Raw genomic sequence first — 15164 nt, 5'->3', positions numbered from 1 at the left:
ACGAATTGTGTCGCGGCGTTGCAGATGTGTCACGAGCAATGCGAGTGAACGACGCAGGATAGTGCCACGCCCGATCTCACGGCCGCTCGGGATGGTTCAGCATGTACTCGCCGAGATCACGCTGGCGGCGGTCGGCGCGGGCGGTAGCAGCGCTGCGCTGGACGTCACGGTCCTTGCGGCAGGCCACATATTCCGGCGAGCCCGCCGCATAACCGCGGCTCTGGCACACTGCGTCGTCATCGTCGCCCCCCATCGCCACCGGCGTCTGGTAGCGCGCCGAGCAGGCGGAGAGAGCGATGGCGAGAGCTAAGGCTGCAAGCAGGCGCGGCGCGGTGGCGAGGGACATCAAGGATCCTCTGTTGGCCGGCCCTGTTTAGCGCGGAATGAGGAGAATGTAAGTCCCTGGCCTCCGTTCCCGCCCGCTGTCATTCCCCGCGAAAGCGGGGAATCCAGTACGCCGCGGCCTCTCGGCTCTAGCCTCACCGTCTCTGGAATACTGGACCGCCCGCCTTCGCGGGCGATGACGGTAGGAATTGGTGAGGCGGCGTCACGCCTCGCGGGCGGAGGGCGTTAGCCCTCACACCCTCCCCTTCAGCGCCTCCCCGATCTCGTCCAGCACCTTGGGGTCCTCGATCGTCGCGGGCATGGTCCAGGACTCGCCGTCGGCAATCTTCTTGATGGTGCCGCGCAAAATCTTGCCGGAGCGCGTCTTGGGCAGGCGTCCGACTGTGATGGCGAGCTTGAAGGCGGCGACGGGGCCGAGCTTGTCACGCACCAGCGCGATGATCTCCTTCTCGATCTCGCTAGGTGCGCGCTTCACGCCGGCCTTGAGCACCAGGAAGCCGCAGGGCACCTCGCCCTTGATCGCGTCCTTGACGCCGAGCACGGCGCATTCGGCCACGTCGGGATGCGAAGCCAGGATCTCCTCCATGCCGCCGGTGGACAGACGATGGCCGGCGACATTGATGATGTCGTCGGTGCGCCCCATCACCCAGACATAGCCGTCCTCGTCCTTGTAGCCGGCGTCGGAGGTTTTGTAATAGCCGGGGAACTCGCTGAGGTAAGCTTCCTTGAAGCGCGAATCCTGATTCCACAGCGTCGGCAGGCAGCCCGGCGGCATCGGCAGCTTGATGACGATCGAGCCCATCTTATTGGGACCGATGGGCTTGGCCGCTTCATCGACCACGTCGACCTGGTAGCCCGGCATCGGCACCGTCGGCGAGCCGTGCTTCACCGGCAGCATGCCGAGGCCGACCGGATTGCCGGCGATGCACCAGCCGGTCTCTGTCTGCCACCAATGGTCGATGACCGGCACCTTCAGCTGCTGCTCCGCCCATTCAACCGTGGGCGGATCGGCGCGCTCGCCGGCGAGGAACAGGGTGCGGAATGTCGAGAGGTCGTATTGCCGGATGAACTTGCCGTCCGGATCCTCCTTGCGGATGGCGCGGAACGCGGTCGGCGCGGTGAACAGCGCCACCGCCTTGTGCTCGGAGATGACGCGCCAGAATGCGCCGGCATCGGGCGTGCCGACCGGCTTGCCCTCATACATGATCGAGGTCGCGCCATGCAGCAGCGGGCCGTAGACAATGTAGCTGTGGCCGACCACCCAGCCGATGTCGGAGCCGCACCACCAGACCTCGCCCGGCTTGACGCCATAGAGGTTGAACATCGACCATTTCACCGCGACCAGATGGCCGCCATTGTCGCGCACCACGCCCTTGGGAATGCCCGTGGTGCCCGAGGTGTAGAGAATGTAGAGCGGATCGGTCGCGGCGACCGGCACGCAAGGCGCCTTCCTGCCGTCGTTGATCGCCTTGCGGCGCAGGCTCGCCCAATCGTAGTCGCGGCCCGGCGCCAGGTCACAGGTGAGCTGCGGACGTTGCAGCACGATGCAGGCCTTCGGCTTGCTGCCAGCGAGCCTGATCGCCTCGTCGAGCAGCGGCTTGTACTGCACGATGCGGCCGGGCTCGACGCCGCAGCTCGCCGACAGGATCAGCTTCGGCTGCGCATCGTCGATGCGGGTGGCGAGCTCCTTCGCGGCAAAGCCGCCGAACACCACCGAGTGCACCGCGCCGATGCGCGCGCAGGCGAGCATCGCGACCACCGCCTCCGGCACCATCGGCATGTAAAGGATGACGCGGTCACCCTGGGCGACGCCGAAATCCTGCATGATGGCGCCGAGCGCCTGCACCTCACCCAGCAGCTCGGCATAGGTGAGCCTGGTGATCGAGCCCGTCAGCGGCGAATCATGGATCAGCGCGACCTGGTCGGCGCGGCCGCGTTCGACATGGCGGTCGAGCGCGTTGTAGCAGGTGTTGACCACGCCGCCTGTGAACCAGCGGCCGTAGGTTCCTTGCGAAGCATCGAAGATCGTCTTCGGCGGCTCGATCCAGTCGATCTCCTTGGCCGCCTCGGCCCAGAAGCCCTGGGGATCAGCCAGCGAGCGTGCATGGACTTCGTGATAGCTGCTCTTGCCCTGGATGTTCATTTGCCGCGCTCCCGTTCCCTTTATTCGCCTGGCCCTGACCTGACGACAGGACAGCCGTCCCGCCATGACCAGGATCAATCGCCGGCCTTGTTTGAGAGGTATTTTCCCGGGAACGGGCCGCGGTTCAAGCTGAAAAGGATGGGCCTTTCGGGACGGAGGGAAGAAAGGCCATCGAGGCAAGCTGGAGCCACAACAAAGGTGAGCCCTCTCCCCCCCTTGCGGGGGAGAGCGGGAGAGAGGGGTGGCCACGAACTCAGTCTAGAGTTTGTAGCCCCCCTCTCCCTAACCCTCCCCCGCAGGGGGGGAGGGAACGCGGTGTGCGCGCAGAGGCTTCTCAGCTCTCCATCGCATTCAGCCGCTGCAACCGTTCCTGCATGATCTTCCTCAGATCATAGCCGGGCCGGCCAAAGCTGGCGTTACGGGTGGCGAGGAAATCGCGCTGGGTACGGCGCAGATCGCCGGCCGAACGCTTGCTCGCGGATTTCAGCACGCGCTCATAGGTCTCGGCGATCTGGCGGTCGAGCACGCCGAGCTGCGGATCGGCGCAGATCACCTTCTCGACCTCGCGCTTTGCGGTCGCGCAATCGAACGAGGGACCGTTGCCGGAATTCGCCGCGAGCGGACGCCGCGGCTCATCGCCGAACTTCGCGATCTCCGCGATCATGGTGCGGCGGCCGCTGGCCGCGTTGTCGTTGCCGGGGTCGAGCTTCAGCGCGGTCTCGTAATCGGCCAGCGCCTTCCTGCGCTCGCCCATCTTCTTGTAGAGCACGGCGCGGTTGTTGTAGGTCTGCGCGAAATTCGGCTCGAGCTTCAGCGCAGCCTCGTAGTCGCTCAGCGCCGCTCCGAGCTCGCCCTTGAACTGATAGGAATCGCCTCGGTTGGTGAAGAAGTTCGGCTTCGGCGCCAGCCGCAGCGCCTGGTCGTAGTCGGCGATTGCCTTGTCGTATTCGCCCATCGCGGCCAGCGACAGGCCGCGATTGTCGTAATATTCCGGTACCTTCGGGTCGAGCCTGATCGCCTCGCCGTTGTCGGCGACCGACTTGTCGAGCTGGCCGAGCTTCTTGTAGGCCGCGCCGCGATTGGTGTAGGTGCGCGGCCGGTTCGGATCGAGCCGCAGCGCCTCGCTGAGATCGCGGATCGCCTTCTCGTTGTCGCCGCCGAGATAATAGGTCACGCCGCGGTCGGACCAGGCCTGCGCGTCATCCGGCTTCAGCTTGATCGCCTGGTCGTAATCGGCGAGCGCGCGGTCGAGCCGGCGCTGATTGGTGTAGACGACGCCGCGCCGCTCGTAAGACTCCGCATCCTGCGGATCGAGCTCGATCGCCCTGGTCAGATCGGCCGCGGCGCGATTGAGGTCGCCGCCGGCCTCGCGCAGCAGGTCGCCGCGCAGGCGCCATGCCTTTGCATTCTTGCCGTCCAGCGCGATGGCGCGGTCGATGTCCCGCAGCGCCTGCGTGAGGCCGCCCGAGGTCCGCGCGTTGGCGTCGGCGCGCACCAGCAGCGCGGCGGCGCGGTCGGACGATGAATTCGAGGTCTGGTCGATGATGGCGCTGCACGCCGCGATCAGTTCGGCGGGAGCGGTCTTGCTGCCCATCACGCAATCGGTGCCGGCCGAGGCTGGAGCGATGAGGGCAAGGCTAATGGCCGCGCCGAGGAGGAAGGCGCGAGGCGAGATTTTGGCAAACGAGGGCATCTGCGCGGAAGAATGCATGCCGCACATGGCATAGGGCTCCGTGACGTCGGGTTCTCACCGTTGTCGCGGCCATGCAGCAACCGGTTCAAGCGATGAGGTCGCCCGCGGTTCCAAGGCCGGTCGGCGCAGGCCGAGTCACGGGATCCATCGCAGCGTATCGGAGCGCAGCGAAATCTCCGGTCTCTACCTGTGAGCGAATTCACAGACCTGTATCATGAATGAGGTGTATTGTGCAGCGACCATTTCCGACCAGCCTCGAGACGTCGTGCTGAAACCAGTATCGGCATATTCCGAAATACTACTTAAAATAGTTGATTTCCCCAATTGCATGCGGAGGAAACGATGCGATATGCGATGCCAATCTTCCGACCGCGTTACAATTCCATCTGGCTCGGCGCCGCCATGCTCGCGGGAACGACCCTTGCCACAACGGCGCAATACGTTCCCAATCGCCCGACCGATCCGAACCAGCGGCAGGTGGTTCTCGTTCATCAGGACACGTCCGATTGTTCCGGCCGCGATGTCCCCAATACCGATTCACCGTCGGTCAGGGGCACGATCTGGGCAACGCGGCTGTTCGACGGCAACACCAGCGTGAAGGTGGCAATGACCGCCAAGCCCAACACGGTCTATCACGTCTCGCTCAAATGCGTTCGCCAGATCGGCGACATCAAGACCGATGACGAGGGCGTCGGCAACTTGTCGCTCGTGTTTCCGACCGATCTGGTCGGCGCGGAGTACTCGTTCGAACTGGCGCCGGATGTCGCCTCGGCGGGAAGCCGCTACCAGAGCGCGCAGATTTCATTCAAATAGCCGGCCCCTCGCAAGGGCGAGCCTGCAACCATTCCGCATTCCCGCGTGGCAGAGCCATTGCCAATCGCCACATCATTTCGGAGAGCACCATGAACAGGATTGCACTGTCGCACACCATTGCCGCAACATTTCTGCTGCTCGCGCTGCCGGCCACGTCCGCTCACGCCCAGGCCTCGCGGACCTGGGTGTCGGGGGTCGGCGACGATGTCAATCCCTGCAGCCGCACCGCGCCATGCAAGACCTTCGCCGGCGCGATTTCCAAGACCGCCCTCAACGGCGAGATCAACTGCCTCGATCCCGGCGGCTTCGGCTCGGTGACCATTGTCAAGTCGATCACCATCGACTGCCATGAGATTTTCGGCTCGGTCCTCTTCAGCGGCACCAACGGCATCAACATTCCGTTCAACAGCTTCGCAGCGACAGATACGAGAAAGACCGTCCGGCTGCGCAACCTCAATCTGAACGGCATCGACACCGGCCTCGTCGGGATCCGGATCAGCGGCGGCTCCACCATCACCGGCGGCGTGGTCATCATCGAAGACACCCTCATCGACGGCGTTTTCGCCGGTTCGGCGTCCGGCATCCTGGATGATCGCACCGGCGGCGGCGAATTGTATGTTTCCAATACCACCGTCCGAAATACCGGCACCTTCGGCATCGCCTACAATCCCGGAGCCGCCGGGCAGCGCCTCGACATCGCGCTCGACAATGTGCGCGTTCAGAATTCGGCCAATATCGGCATTCTCATCGGCAACAACGGCCGTGCCATGATCAACCGGGCGGTGGTTACGGGCAACGCCCAGATCGGTGTCGGCGCATCGGGCAGCGCGGCGGCGTCTGAAATAAACCTCAGCAACAGCGTAGTCAGCAACAACGGTCTCGGCGTGGGCAACCTCAACGGAACGGTCACCGTCCGCCTCTCGAACAACGATATTTGCTTCAACGCCACCGCGTTCAGCGGCGTCACCCAGTCGCATGTCAACAACCGGATTCAAGGTAACAGTGCGCTTGGTCCGGCTCCGACGCCGATCGGCTCGACCTCCAACCCCACCGGTCTGCAGTAGACGCCGACAGGACGGATGGTTTTGCGGAACGGCAAGAGCATGATCCGTCCGATCATGCTCTTGATCCCTGTTTGACGCGTTTTCCTCATGCGAACCGGCATCCACTTCGCTCGAAAACGCTCTAGTAGCCGTCCACCCCGTTCAGCCGCCGCAACCGCTCCTGCATCGCCTTTTTCAGATCATAGCCGGGCCGGCCATACCCAGCATTGCGGCGGGCAATGAACTCGTCCTGCTCGCGCTGAAGCGCCTTGGCATCCGCAGGATTGCGCGCCTCCCGGATCACGCGGGCATGCGACCCAAAAATCTCCCGGTCGAGATCGGCGAGCTCGCGATTGCCGCAGATCGCCTTCTCCACGGCGCGGGCCGCGCGGGCGCAATTGAAGCTGGGCTTGCCCGCGACCGCCATCTGCGCGCCGATCCGCTCGAGCTCGCGCGCCATCGCCTTGTGATTGGCCTTGGCCTTCTCGTGGTTCGGATCGATCTTCAGCGCGGCGCCGAAATCCTGCACTGCCTTGGGTTTGTCGCCTTTCTTCAGCCACAGCTCGCCCCGCGCGTTGAAGACATCCGCGAGCGTGGGATCGAGCAAGAGAGCACGGCTGTCGTCGGCAATCGCGCGGTCGACCTGATCATGCCGCGCGTAAAGCGCGCCGCGCGCCACGAGCGCCTTGATCAGGTCCCCCTTCGCCGTCTTCTCATTGTCGATCACCTCAGCGCAGGCGGAATTGGCCTTGTCCAGGTCGTCGCCGGCGGCAGCCGTGAGGCATCGCGCGATGTCGACCTGCGTGACGGCAGCCGGCTCGCCGCCGGTCGCCGCCAGAGCCACGCCGAGCGGGAGCGCGCAGAGCAATACGGCACCGGACAATTGAATGAGAAGAGAACGCATGGTCCTTGCAGTCGGAAAGGCTTGCCTTGAGGCCCACCTATCCAGCATACGGCCGGATTGGTGCTAGCTTGTGGCGCCGCTCAAATCGGTTTCGGGGATCGTCGTGTCGACATTCGAATGGATCATCGCGCTGCTGCTCGGCGCTGTTGGCTTATCGGCGCTGGCGCGGCGGATCAAGGTCCCCTACCCGACCTTTCTCGCCATCGGCGGCGCGCTGATCGCCTTCGTGCCGTCGAGCCCGACCTGGACGCTGGAGCCGGACCTGGCATTGGCGCTTTTTGTCGCACCGGTGCTGCTGGATGCGGCCTTCGACACCTCGCTGCGGGACCTGCGCAACAACTGGGTTCCAGTCTCGACCCTGGTGGTGGCCGCGGTCGGCCTGACTACGGTAGGCGTTGCCTACGTCGCGCACCGGCTGATGCCTGACATGCCCTGGGCCGCCGCGATCGCGCTCGGCGCCATCGTGGCACCGCCGGATGCCGCGGCGGCGGTCGCGATCCTGAGCCAGGTCAAGCTGCCGCACCGCATGGTGAAGGTGCTGGAGGGTGAGAGCCTGCTCAACGACGCGACCTCGCTGCTGATCTATCGCATCGCCGTCGGCGCGGTCGTCATGCAGCATCTGAAATGGAGCGAGGTCGCGCCGACGATCGCGCTGGCGCTGGTCGGCAGCGTCCTCGCCGGTCTGTTGGCGGGGCGCATCATACCGCTGTTCCTCCAACGCGTGAAGGAAGCGCCCAGCGCGATCATTCTGCAGTTCGCCACCACCTTCATGGTCTGGATCGCCGCCGAGCATCTCGGCCTCTCCGGCATCCTCACCATCGTCGTCTACGCCATCACCATGGCGCGCACGGCGGGGGCGCACATGCCGGCACGGCTGCGGGTGCCGTCCTATGCGGTGTGGGAGACGATGGTGTTCGTGCTCAACGTGCTCGCCTTCATGCTGATCGGCATGCAGATGCGGCCGATCTGGACGCGGCTCGACGCGGACGTGCGCTGGGAATATTGCGTGGCGGCAGCCTGGATCCTGCTCACGGTGGTCCTGGTGCGGCTGCTCTGGGTGACGTTCTACCGCACGACATTGCGCGCGCTGATTGCCCACGGACTCTATCATCCCAAGGATCCGAAGCAGGTGGCCTCGCCGAAGGGCGGCCTCATCATCTCCTGGTGCGGCATGCGCGGCCTCGTCACGCTCGCGACCGCCTTCGCCCTGCCGGAAAACTTTCCCTATCGCGACTTCATCGTCTTCATCGCCTTTGCCGTCGTGCTCGGTTCGCTGGTGATCCAGGGCCTGACGCTGCGGCCGCTGATCCTGGCCTTCGGCCTCACGGACGACGATCCCGTCGGCACCGAGGTCGCGCGCGGCCGCACCGTGGCCTATCGCGCGGCTCTCGATGCGATCGAAAGCGACCCGTCGGAGGAGGCGGAGATCCTGAGGCTCGAATATCGCGCCATTCTGATGCAGGCGGATCACGATCCGAACGGCGGCATCGCCAATGGCGAATTGCCCGCCGATCCGCTGCGCCGCCGCGCCATCGAAGCCGCGCGCAAATCCATCTTCGAGCTGCGCGCCACCGAAGTGATCGGCGACGACGCCTTTCACCGCCTCGAGGAGGAGCTCGATCGCGCAGAATTGAGCGCGGGAGGATGATATTCTCGATGCATCCACAAACTCGGTGTCGTCCCGGCGAAGGCCGGGACCCATAACCCCAGGGAGCAGTTGTGGCGCGAGGTTGGTAACCTCGAGTCTTCGCCAAACACGGTTTGGTGGCTATGGGTCCCGGCCTCCGCCGGGACGACACTGGAGGGTGAACGGCTGGCTTTGAACCAAACACCGCCTCCCCAGACTCATTCCAGATGACGACCCTGACCGACGACCGTCGTGTCCGCGCGCGTGATGCGTCGCCCGCACGATATTTTTATCTCCACATGGCCCTGGCCTGCGCGGCGACCGCTTTTCTCGGCTTCGCGCCGACCTATTGGGCGCCGCTCGCCCGCGGTGCGTTTTCCGCAAGCCCGGTGATTCATTTTCACGGCCTCCTGTTCTTCACCTGGTCTCTCTATTTCGTGATCCAGACCTGGCTCGCGGCCTCAGGCCGCGTGGTCAATCACCGCGCGATCGGCATCGTCGGCGTTTCGCTCGCGACCGCGATGACGATCTTCGGCTTCCTCGCCTCCGTGCACGTGATGCAGCACGCCGCCGCGCTCGGGCAGAAAGAGGCCGGCATCGCCTTCTCGATCGTGCCGATGAGCGGCATCGCGTTCTTTGCGGTGGTGTTCGTGCTCGGCATCGTGAACACGCGCAGGCCGGAAGTTCACAAGCGCCTGATGCTGCTCGCCGCGGTCTCGATCCTCGACGCCGCGATCGCGCGCTGGTTTCTGACCTTCCTCGCTCCTCCAGGACCGCCCGGCCCGCCGCCGGTGCCGGTGACCATCGCGCCGGCGGTGGTGGCCGCGCTGTTGCTCGTCGTCGCCATGGTACGCGACTGGCGCACCGAGGGCCGCGTGCATCCGGTCTACATCACCGGCACGCTCGCGATGCTGGCGGTGAAGGTGCTGAACTGGCCGATCAGCGAGACTGCGGCATGGCATTCTTTCGCCGGCGGGATTCTGGCGCTGGCGCAGTGAGCAACCCAATACTCCGCTGTCGTCCCGGACAAGCGAAGCTCCAGACAACGCGCAGCGTTGACTGGAGCGGTGCGCCGATCCGGGACCCATAACCACAGGCAGATGTGGTTACGACGACTCGGAATTACGGATTAGCAAAACAACTCCATCCTGTGGTTATGGGTCCCGGATCTGCGCGCGCTTGAGGCGCGCTTGTCCGGACGACGGCGGAGATTGGAGCTACGCCCCCGCCTTGCACGTGATCCCGCCGTCCACGACCAGCTCGATCCCCGTCACATATTTCGACTCGTCCGACGCCAGGAACAGCGCGGCATTCGCCACGTCCCAGGCATCGCCCATGTGACCCATCGGCACTTGCGCATCGCGCGCGCGCCACATCGCCTCGACGTCGCCCTTGGCGTAGCTGGCGGCAAGGCCGGCGGAATGTTCGACCATCGGCGTCTTCATCAGGCCGGGCAGGATCGCATTCACACGCACATGATGCCGCGCGAACTCGATCGCGGTGGTGCGCGTCATCTGGTTCATCGCCGCCTTCGAGGTGCCGTAGGTGACGTAGGAGATGCCCATGTGGCGGATCGAGGCGATCGAGGAGATGTTGATGATCGAGCCGCCGCCCTGTTTCACCATCACGGGGATGACGTGCTTCATGGCGAAATAGGCGCTCTTGAGGTTGACGCTGAAGACGCGGTCCCAGCTCTCCTCGGTCACCTCGACCACGCTGCCCATCTCGGCGATGCCGACATTGTTGTCGAGCACGTCGATGCGGCCATAGGCCTTGAGGCACGCCGCGACCATCGCCTCGATCTCGGCTGACCGCGAGACATCGGCGGTGAACGCGGTCGCCTGGCCGCCTTCGTCCTTGATGATCTTCGCGGTCTCCTCGGCAGCAGTGCCGTTGCGGTCGACGCAGAACACCTGTGCACCCTCGCGCGCAAAGGTCACCGCGGTGGCCTTGCCGTTGCCCCAGCCGGGCCCGATCGAGCCGGCCCCCACCACCATCGCAACCTTGCCCTTGAGCCGATCCATCGCGTGTCTCCCGTGTTGTTGTTCTTGTAACCCGGATGGAGCGAAGCGCAATCCGGGACCGGCGTTCCCGGATATCGCTGCGCTCATCCGGGGTACGGATCGTTGCAGACGCTCATTTTTGTAACGTTAGCACCTATGGGATGCCCGACAATCTCCGACAACGTCCGGCACACGCCCTCATGGCAGAGTCGCCATTCCCCGGCCGCGCCGGAATTGCCGAGCACGACCTCCCGCATCGGCGCACGCTTCGGCTGCCATTGAAACCAGCCATCGACGAGCCGCGCCTCGGGCGGCGGCTCCATGCCGGCGCCGGTGCCCTTGACCCTCGCCTGCACCAGTTCGAGACCACCAGGCGTGACGCGCCAGTCTTCCTGCCAGTCGACCTTTTCGATCGAATGCGTCCACACCAGCGTGAAGGCGGACAGCGCCAGCGCCTTCACGCCCGACGCTGTTGCGAAGCAGAGGCTCACACTGCCTCGACCGCGGCCGGCGGGCGCTGCCGCCACTGCCACAGCACCAGCGCGGCAGAGAGCACGAAGCCCGTGGTGTCGCTGAACGGGAAGTCGCCGAGCAGGCAGAGCGCAGCGCCGAGCGCGACCACGCGCTCGAGCAGCGTCAGCCGCGCGAACAGGAAGCCGATCGCCACCATGCCGAACAGGCCGATCGCCACCAGTGCCTTGAAGGTCGCCAGCGCCACCGCACCGTAGAAGCCGAGCTTGGCCGCCATGGGATCGCCGGCTTGCAGCATCAAGGCCGGCGAATAGACGAAGATGAAGGGGATGACATAGCCGGCGAGCGCGATGCGCATCGCCTCCCAGCCGATCTTGTCCGGATTCTCCTTCGCGATCGGCGCGGCCGCGAGCGCTGCGAGCGCCACCGGCGGCGAGAGGTCGGCCATGATGCCGTAGTAGAACGCGAACATGTGGCTCGCGATCAGGGGCACGCCGAGTTTCGCCAGCGCGGGCGCTGCGAGCGCGGCGGTGATGATGTAGGTCGGGATGGTCGGAATGCCGGTGCCGAGCAGGATCGACAGCAGCATGGTCATGATCAGCGCCAGGAACAGGCTCTTCTCGCCGAGCCCGATCACCCAGCCGCCGAAGATGGTGCCAACACCGGTCTGCGACATCATGCCGATGATGACGCCGACGATGGCGCACGCCATGCCGACGGTGATGGCGGACTTGGCGCTCTCGGCCAGCGCGTCGCGGCATTCGCGCAAGGCCTTGAAGCCGCCACGGATGAAAGCGGTGATCACAATCAGCCCGGCGACGACGCTCGCGACCGGCACGATCTGAAGGCCGTCACGCGACAATGCGGCAACGACGAGCGCGAGCCCGACCCAGAAGATGGTGCGGATCACCATCGAGGACGCACCGGCCGTGATACTGGCGCCCAGGATCAACGTCACCGTCAGCGCGAGGCCCATGCTGCCGGCATAGAGCGGCGTAAAGCCTTCGAACAGCATGTAGACCAGGGCGGCGAGCGGCAGCACGAGGTACCAGCGCGTCACCAGCGCCCTCCAGGCACTCGGGATCTCCGAGCGCTTCATGCCGACAAGGCCGTGCTTGCCGGCTTCCAGATGCACCATCCAGAAGGCGGATGCGAAGTAGAGGATGGCGGGGATCGCCGCCGCCTTCACGATTTCCGAGTACTGGACGCCGAGCGTCTCCGCCATGATGAAGGCGACCGCGCCCATCACCGGCGGCATGATCTGGCCGCCCATCGACGCCGTGGCCTCGACACCGGCCGCAAAGGCGCGGCGATAGCCGAACTTGATCATCAAGGGAATCGTGAACTGGCCGACGGTGACGACGTTGGCAACGCCCGAGCCCGAGATCGTGCCCATCATGCCCGAGGCGAACACCGCGACCTTGGCAGGTCCGCCGCGGGTCCTGCCGAATAACCCAAGAGAAACGTCGGTGAAGAGCTGGATCATGCCGGCGCGCTCCAGGAACGAGCCGAACAGGATGAACAGGAAAATGTAGGTCGCCGAGACGTAGATCGGCACGCCATAAAAGCCTTCGGTGCCGAACGACAGATGCGTGACGATCTGGTCGAAATCATAGCCGCGATGATTGAGCGGCGACGGCAGATATTGGCCGAAGAACCAGTAGAGCAGGCACGCGCCGCACATCAGCGGCAGCGCCGCGCCCATCAGCCGCCGCGTGCCCTCGAAGATCAGCACTGCGAGCAGCGTACCGACCGCGAGATCGAGCCTGGTCGGATCGCCATCGCGCGCGATCAGATCGGCATAGAAGATCCATTGATAGAGCCCGCAGAAGAAGCCGGCGCCGCCGATCACCCAGCCGAGCGCGCGGCCGAAGTCGCTCTTCGCGGTGAAGTTCGCGATCAGGCCGAAGGTGAGGAGAACGAGGAAGCCGACATGGACGCCACGCACCACCTGGCTCGGCAGATAGTTGAAGGCGGCGACATAGAGCTGGAAAGTCGCAAAGGCGATGCCGATCCAGTAGGCGAGACGGCCCCACCAGCCCGGGCCGAAGCCCTCCGGGAAACCATGCTCGAAATTGTCGAACTCGACCTTGATGGGCGCCTCGGAGCCCTCTGCCTGCAACATCGATATGTCCCCAACCGTCCAACGCTTATAACATTGCACAGCGTCTCCAGACCGTCATGCCCGGGCTTGTCCCGGGCATCCACGGACTTTCTCGCCTAGCCTTAGAACGTGGATGGCCGGGACAAGCCCGGCCATGACGTCCGATAACGAAAGCTGATTACTTGATCAGCCCCTTTTCCTTGTAATAGCGGATCGCGCCGGGGTGCAGCGGAACCGGGCTGCCGGTGGCGGCCGTCTCGAGCTTGATCTCCTTGCCGGCCGCGTGGGCATTCTGCAATTCCGGCAGCGACTCGTAGACAAGCTTGGTCATCTGGTAGGCGAGATCGTCCGACACTGCCGAGCTCGTCACGAGATAGTTGACCACGGCCGCGGTCGGCACGTCCTTGTCCTGGCCGGTATAGGTGTTGGCCGGGATGGTCGCCGCGATGAAGGGCGGGCCGATCTTGTCGACGGTCTCCTTCGGCACCGACACCACCGTGATCGGGCTCGAGGTCGAGAGATCCTTCAGCGAGGCAACACCGAGCCCGGCCGATTGCAGCGTCGCACCCAGCTGGCGGTTCTTCATGAGATCGACGGATTCGGCGAACGGCAGATACTCCACCTTGCCGAGGTCCTTGTAGCTCATGCCGGCGGCGCTGAGGATCGCGCGCGAGTTCAGCTCGGTGCCTGACTTGGGCGCGCCGACCGACAGGCTCTTGCCCTTGAGGTCGGCCAGCGTCTTGATGCCGCTCTCGGTGGTCGCGACGATCTGGATGTAGTTCGGATAGATCGCGCCGATGGTCCTGAGCTTGTCGAGCTTGGACTTGAAGCCTGCTTCCTCGTCGCCGTCCCAGGCGGCCTTGAGCGAGTCGCCCAGCGTGAACGCCAGCTCGCCGCGGCCCTGCTGGAGCAGGATCAGATTCTCGACCGACGCCTTGGTGGCCTGTACCTGCGTCTTCACGTTCGGAATCTTGTCGCCGTAGATCTTCCCGATCGCGACCCCGAGTGGATAGTAGACGCCGGAGGTGCCTCCGGTCAGCACGTTGATGAAGGATTGCGCATGCGCGCAAGGCGCCGACGCCGCCAGAGCAAGAGCCGCGGCCACGCCGAAAATCGTCCGTTTCATGATTTCTGTACTCCCCAAACCGGCGGGGAAATTGGCCGGATGAGGGGAGCGGGTCAACCCATCCAATAGGCAAAACAGGACTGCGGCAAATGGCCGTTCCGGCTCAGCTTTTGGGGAACCCGGCGGGTGCGGCGAGGTGGCGCAGCCGCCCGCAGCACATCCTTCGAGACGCCCGCCTGCGGCGAGCCCTCAGGATGAGGACGGGGTGCGTGGCGACAATTTCGGCAGGCAAAGCTGCCGCTCAGCCTCATCCTGAGGAGACCGCGGAGCGGTCGTCTCGAAGGACGAGGCGCTCGCTCAGGCTCCGCCAAGCTCATTGCGATAGCTCCCCCGCAAGCGGAAGAGGGAGCGCACCGTCACTGGCCAGCCGTCACTGGAACGTCATGTCCAGGCACTTGGAGATGTCGGAGCCGAGGCCGGAGGAGATGGTGATGCAGCCGCGCACCTTCTGCGCGGTGACGTCGGCCGCCCAGATCGAGTAGCCGCCGGGACCGAAGAACGAATTGGTGTTCGGCGGCTCGGTCTCGGTGGCGTCGAAGTCGTAATGGCCGTCGGTCTCGAAGATGCGCGGCTTCTTGGTGCAACCGCCGTCGGTCTGGACGTTGATGACTTCCTTGTTGTCCCGGGTCAGCGCCAGCGAGACCTGGCAGCGGAAATATTCCGAGGTCCTGGTGTTGAAGAGATAGGTGTAGGATTTGCAGGTCGCCGTGTTCAGCTTGCCCGGGGCAAGGCCGCGGCTGCAAGAAATCCGCTGGTTGTGGCTGAGCTGGTAATCATCGGCCCGGGCGGCCGGCGCCAGCGCGGTCACCAACAGCGCAGCCGCCGAGCAGGCTTTCATGACATGGTTCATCCGAATCATCCCCCTACCAATATTTTTGTCGGATTGCGTTCT

General features: G+C 64.7%; 13 protein-coding genes. 4 read left to right on the top strand and 9 right to left on the bottom strand.

All coding sequences use genetic code 11. The annotated features are described in order from the left end of the window. Positions 1 to 76 precede the first annotated feature (76 nt). The 3 genes from E4K65_RS33020 to E4K65_RS33010 form a co-directional block, all read right to left on the bottom strand. Positions 77 to 346, bottom strand: coding sequence for a hypothetical protein (locus E4K65_RS33020; protein WP_135177685.1), 270 nt, complete (start codon positions 344 to 346; stop codon positions 77 to 79). Between the two features lie 231 nt (positions 347 to 577). Continuing rightward, complete coding sequence (locus E4K65_RS33015; RefSeq protein WP_135177684.1) at positions 578 to 2488, bottom strand: propionyl-CoA synthetase; 1911 nt, start codon at positions 2486 to 2488, stop codon at positions 578 to 580. A 334-nt stretch (positions 2489 to 2822) separates the two neighbouring features. Continuing rightward, positions 2823 to 4208 (bottom strand): tetratricopeptide repeat protein, encoded by a 1386-nt coding sequence (locus tag E4K65_RS33010; protein ID WP_135177683.1) that lies wholly within the window; start codon positions 4206 to 4208, stop codon positions 2823 to 2825. A 315-nt stretch (positions 4209 to 4523) separates the two neighbouring features. Between E4K65_RS33010 and E4K65_RS33005 the strand changes: the two genes are divergently transcribed. Next, positions 4524 to 4994, top strand: coding sequence for a hypothetical protein (locus E4K65_RS33005; protein WP_135177682.1), 471 nt, complete (start codon positions 4524 to 4526; stop codon positions 4992 to 4994). A gap of 185 nt (positions 4995 to 5179) precedes the next feature. Continuing rightward, positions 5180 to 6058 (top strand): right-handed parallel beta-helix repeat-containing protein, encoded by an 879-nt coding sequence (locus tag E4K65_RS33000; RefSeq protein WP_235885812.1) that lies wholly within the window; start codon positions 5180 to 5182, stop codon positions 6056 to 6058. Between the two features lie 121 nt (positions 6059 to 6179). Here E4K65_RS33000 and E4K65_RS32995 read toward each other — a convergent pair whose 3' ends face one another. Next, positions 6180 to 6941, bottom strand: a complete 762-nt coding sequence (locus tag E4K65_RS32995; RefSeq protein ID WP_167771341.1) for a tetratricopeptide repeat protein — start codon at positions 6939 to 6941, stop codon at positions 6180 to 6182. A 70-nt stretch (positions 6942 to 7011) separates the two neighbouring features. Here E4K65_RS32995 and E4K65_RS32990 point away from each other — a divergent pair, with 70 nt between their 5' ends. Both E4K65_RS32990 and E4K65_RS32985 read left to right on the top strand, forming a co-directional pair. After that, positions 7012 to 8589 carry a cation:proton antiporter gene (locus E4K65_RS32990; RefSeq protein ID WP_135177679.1) on the top strand — a complete coding sequence of 526 codons (1578 nt, stop codon included), beginning with the start codon at positions 7012 to 7014 and terminating at the stop codon, positions 8587 to 8589. Between the two features lie 206 nt (positions 8590 to 8795). Beyond that, on the top strand, positions 8796 to 9566 hold the full coding sequence (locus E4K65_RS32985; protein WP_135177678.1) for a hypothetical protein: 771 nt from the start codon (positions 8796 to 8798) through the stop codon (positions 9564 to 9566). 219 nt (positions 9567 to 9785) lie between these two features. Here E4K65_RS32985 and E4K65_RS32980 read toward each other — a convergent pair whose 3' ends face one another. The 5 genes from E4K65_RS32980 to E4K65_RS32960 form a co-directional block, all read right to left on the bottom strand. Further along, positions 9786 to 10592, bottom strand: coding sequence for an SDR family NAD(P)-dependent oxidoreductase (locus E4K65_RS32980; protein ID WP_135177677.1), 807 nt, complete (start codon positions 10590 to 10592; stop codon positions 9786 to 9788). 83 nt (positions 10593 to 10675) lie between these two features. Beyond that, positions 10676 to 11098, bottom strand: a complete 423-nt coding sequence (locus tag E4K65_RS32975) for a DUF1850 domain-containing protein (protein WP_135177676.1) — start codon at positions 11096 to 11098, stop codon at positions 10676 to 10678. Beyond that, complete coding sequence (locus E4K65_RS32970; protein ID WP_135177675.1) at positions 11059 to 13167, bottom strand: TRAP transporter permease; 2109 nt, start codon at positions 13165 to 13167, stop codon at positions 11059 to 11061. The genes E4K65_RS32975 and E4K65_RS32970 overlap by 40 nt, the downstream gene beginning before the upstream one ends. 157 nt (positions 13168 to 13324) lie before the next feature. Beyond that, the gene (locus tag E4K65_RS32965) at positions 13325 to 14272 is read right to left on the bottom strand and encodes a TAXI family TRAP transporter solute-binding subunit (protein WP_135177674.1); all 948 of its coding nucleotides are present in this window, start codon (positions 14270 to 14272) and stop codon (positions 13325 to 13327) included. 370 nt (positions 14273 to 14642) lie between these two features. Next, positions 14643 to 15122 carry a hypothetical protein gene (locus tag E4K65_RS32960; protein ID WP_135177673.1) on the bottom strand — a complete coding sequence of 160 codons (480 nt, stop codon included), beginning with the start codon at positions 15120 to 15122 and terminating at the stop codon, positions 14643 to 14645. Positions 15123 to 15164 lie beyond the last annotated feature (42 nt).

It is taken from the genome of Bradyrhizobium niftali (genome assembly GCF_004571025.1).
In the GTDB taxonomy this organism is placed as follows: Bacteria; Pseudomonadota; Alphaproteobacteria; order Rhizobiales; family Xanthobacteraceae; genus Bradyrhizobium; species Bradyrhizobium niftali.
This window is presented reverse-complemented; position numbering and strand designations above follow the sequence as displayed.

Excerpts from the sequence above, each read along its gene's own strand:
- E4K65_RS33020 (WP_135177685.1), bottom strand. The coding sequence starts at position 346 with ATGTCCCTCGCCACCGCGCCGCGCCTGCTTGCAGCCTTAGCTCTCGCC.
- E4K65_RS33015 (WP_135177684.1), bottom strand. The coding sequence starts at position 2,488 with ATGAACATCCAGGGCAAGAGCAGCTATCACGAAGTCCATGCACGCTCG.
- E4K65_RS33010 (WP_135177683.1), bottom strand. The coding sequence starts at position 4,208 with ATGTGCGGCATGCATTCTTCCGCGCAGATGCCCTCGTTTGCCAAAATC.
- E4K65_RS33005 (WP_135177682.1), top strand. The coding sequence starts at position 4,524 with ATGCGATATGCGATGCCAATCTTCCGACCGCGTTACAATTCCATCTGG.
- E4K65_RS32995 (WP_167771341.1), bottom strand. The coding sequence starts at position 6,941 with ATGCGTTCTCTTCTCATTCAATTGTCCGGTGCCGTATTGCTCTGCGCG.
- E4K65_RS32985 (WP_135177678.1), top strand. The coding sequence starts at position 8,796 with ATGACGACCCTGACCGACGACCGTCGTGTCCGCGCGCGTGATGCGTCG.
- E4K65_RS32980 (WP_135177677.1), bottom strand. The coding sequence starts at position 10,592 with ATGGATCGGCTCAAGGGCAAGGTTGCGATGGTGGTGGGGGCCGGCTCG.
- E4K65_RS32970 (WP_135177675.1), bottom strand. The coding sequence starts at position 13,167 with ATGTTGCAGGCAGAGGGCTCCGAGGCGCCCATCAAGGTCGAGTTCGAC.
- E4K65_RS32965 (WP_135177674.1), bottom strand. The coding sequence starts at position 14,272 with ATGAAACGGACGATTTTCGGCGTGGCCGCGGCTCTTGCTCTGGCGGCG.
- E4K65_RS32960 (WP_135177673.1), bottom strand. The coding sequence starts at position 15,122 with ATGAACCATGTCATGAAAGCCTGCTCGGCGGCTGCGCTGTTGGTGACC.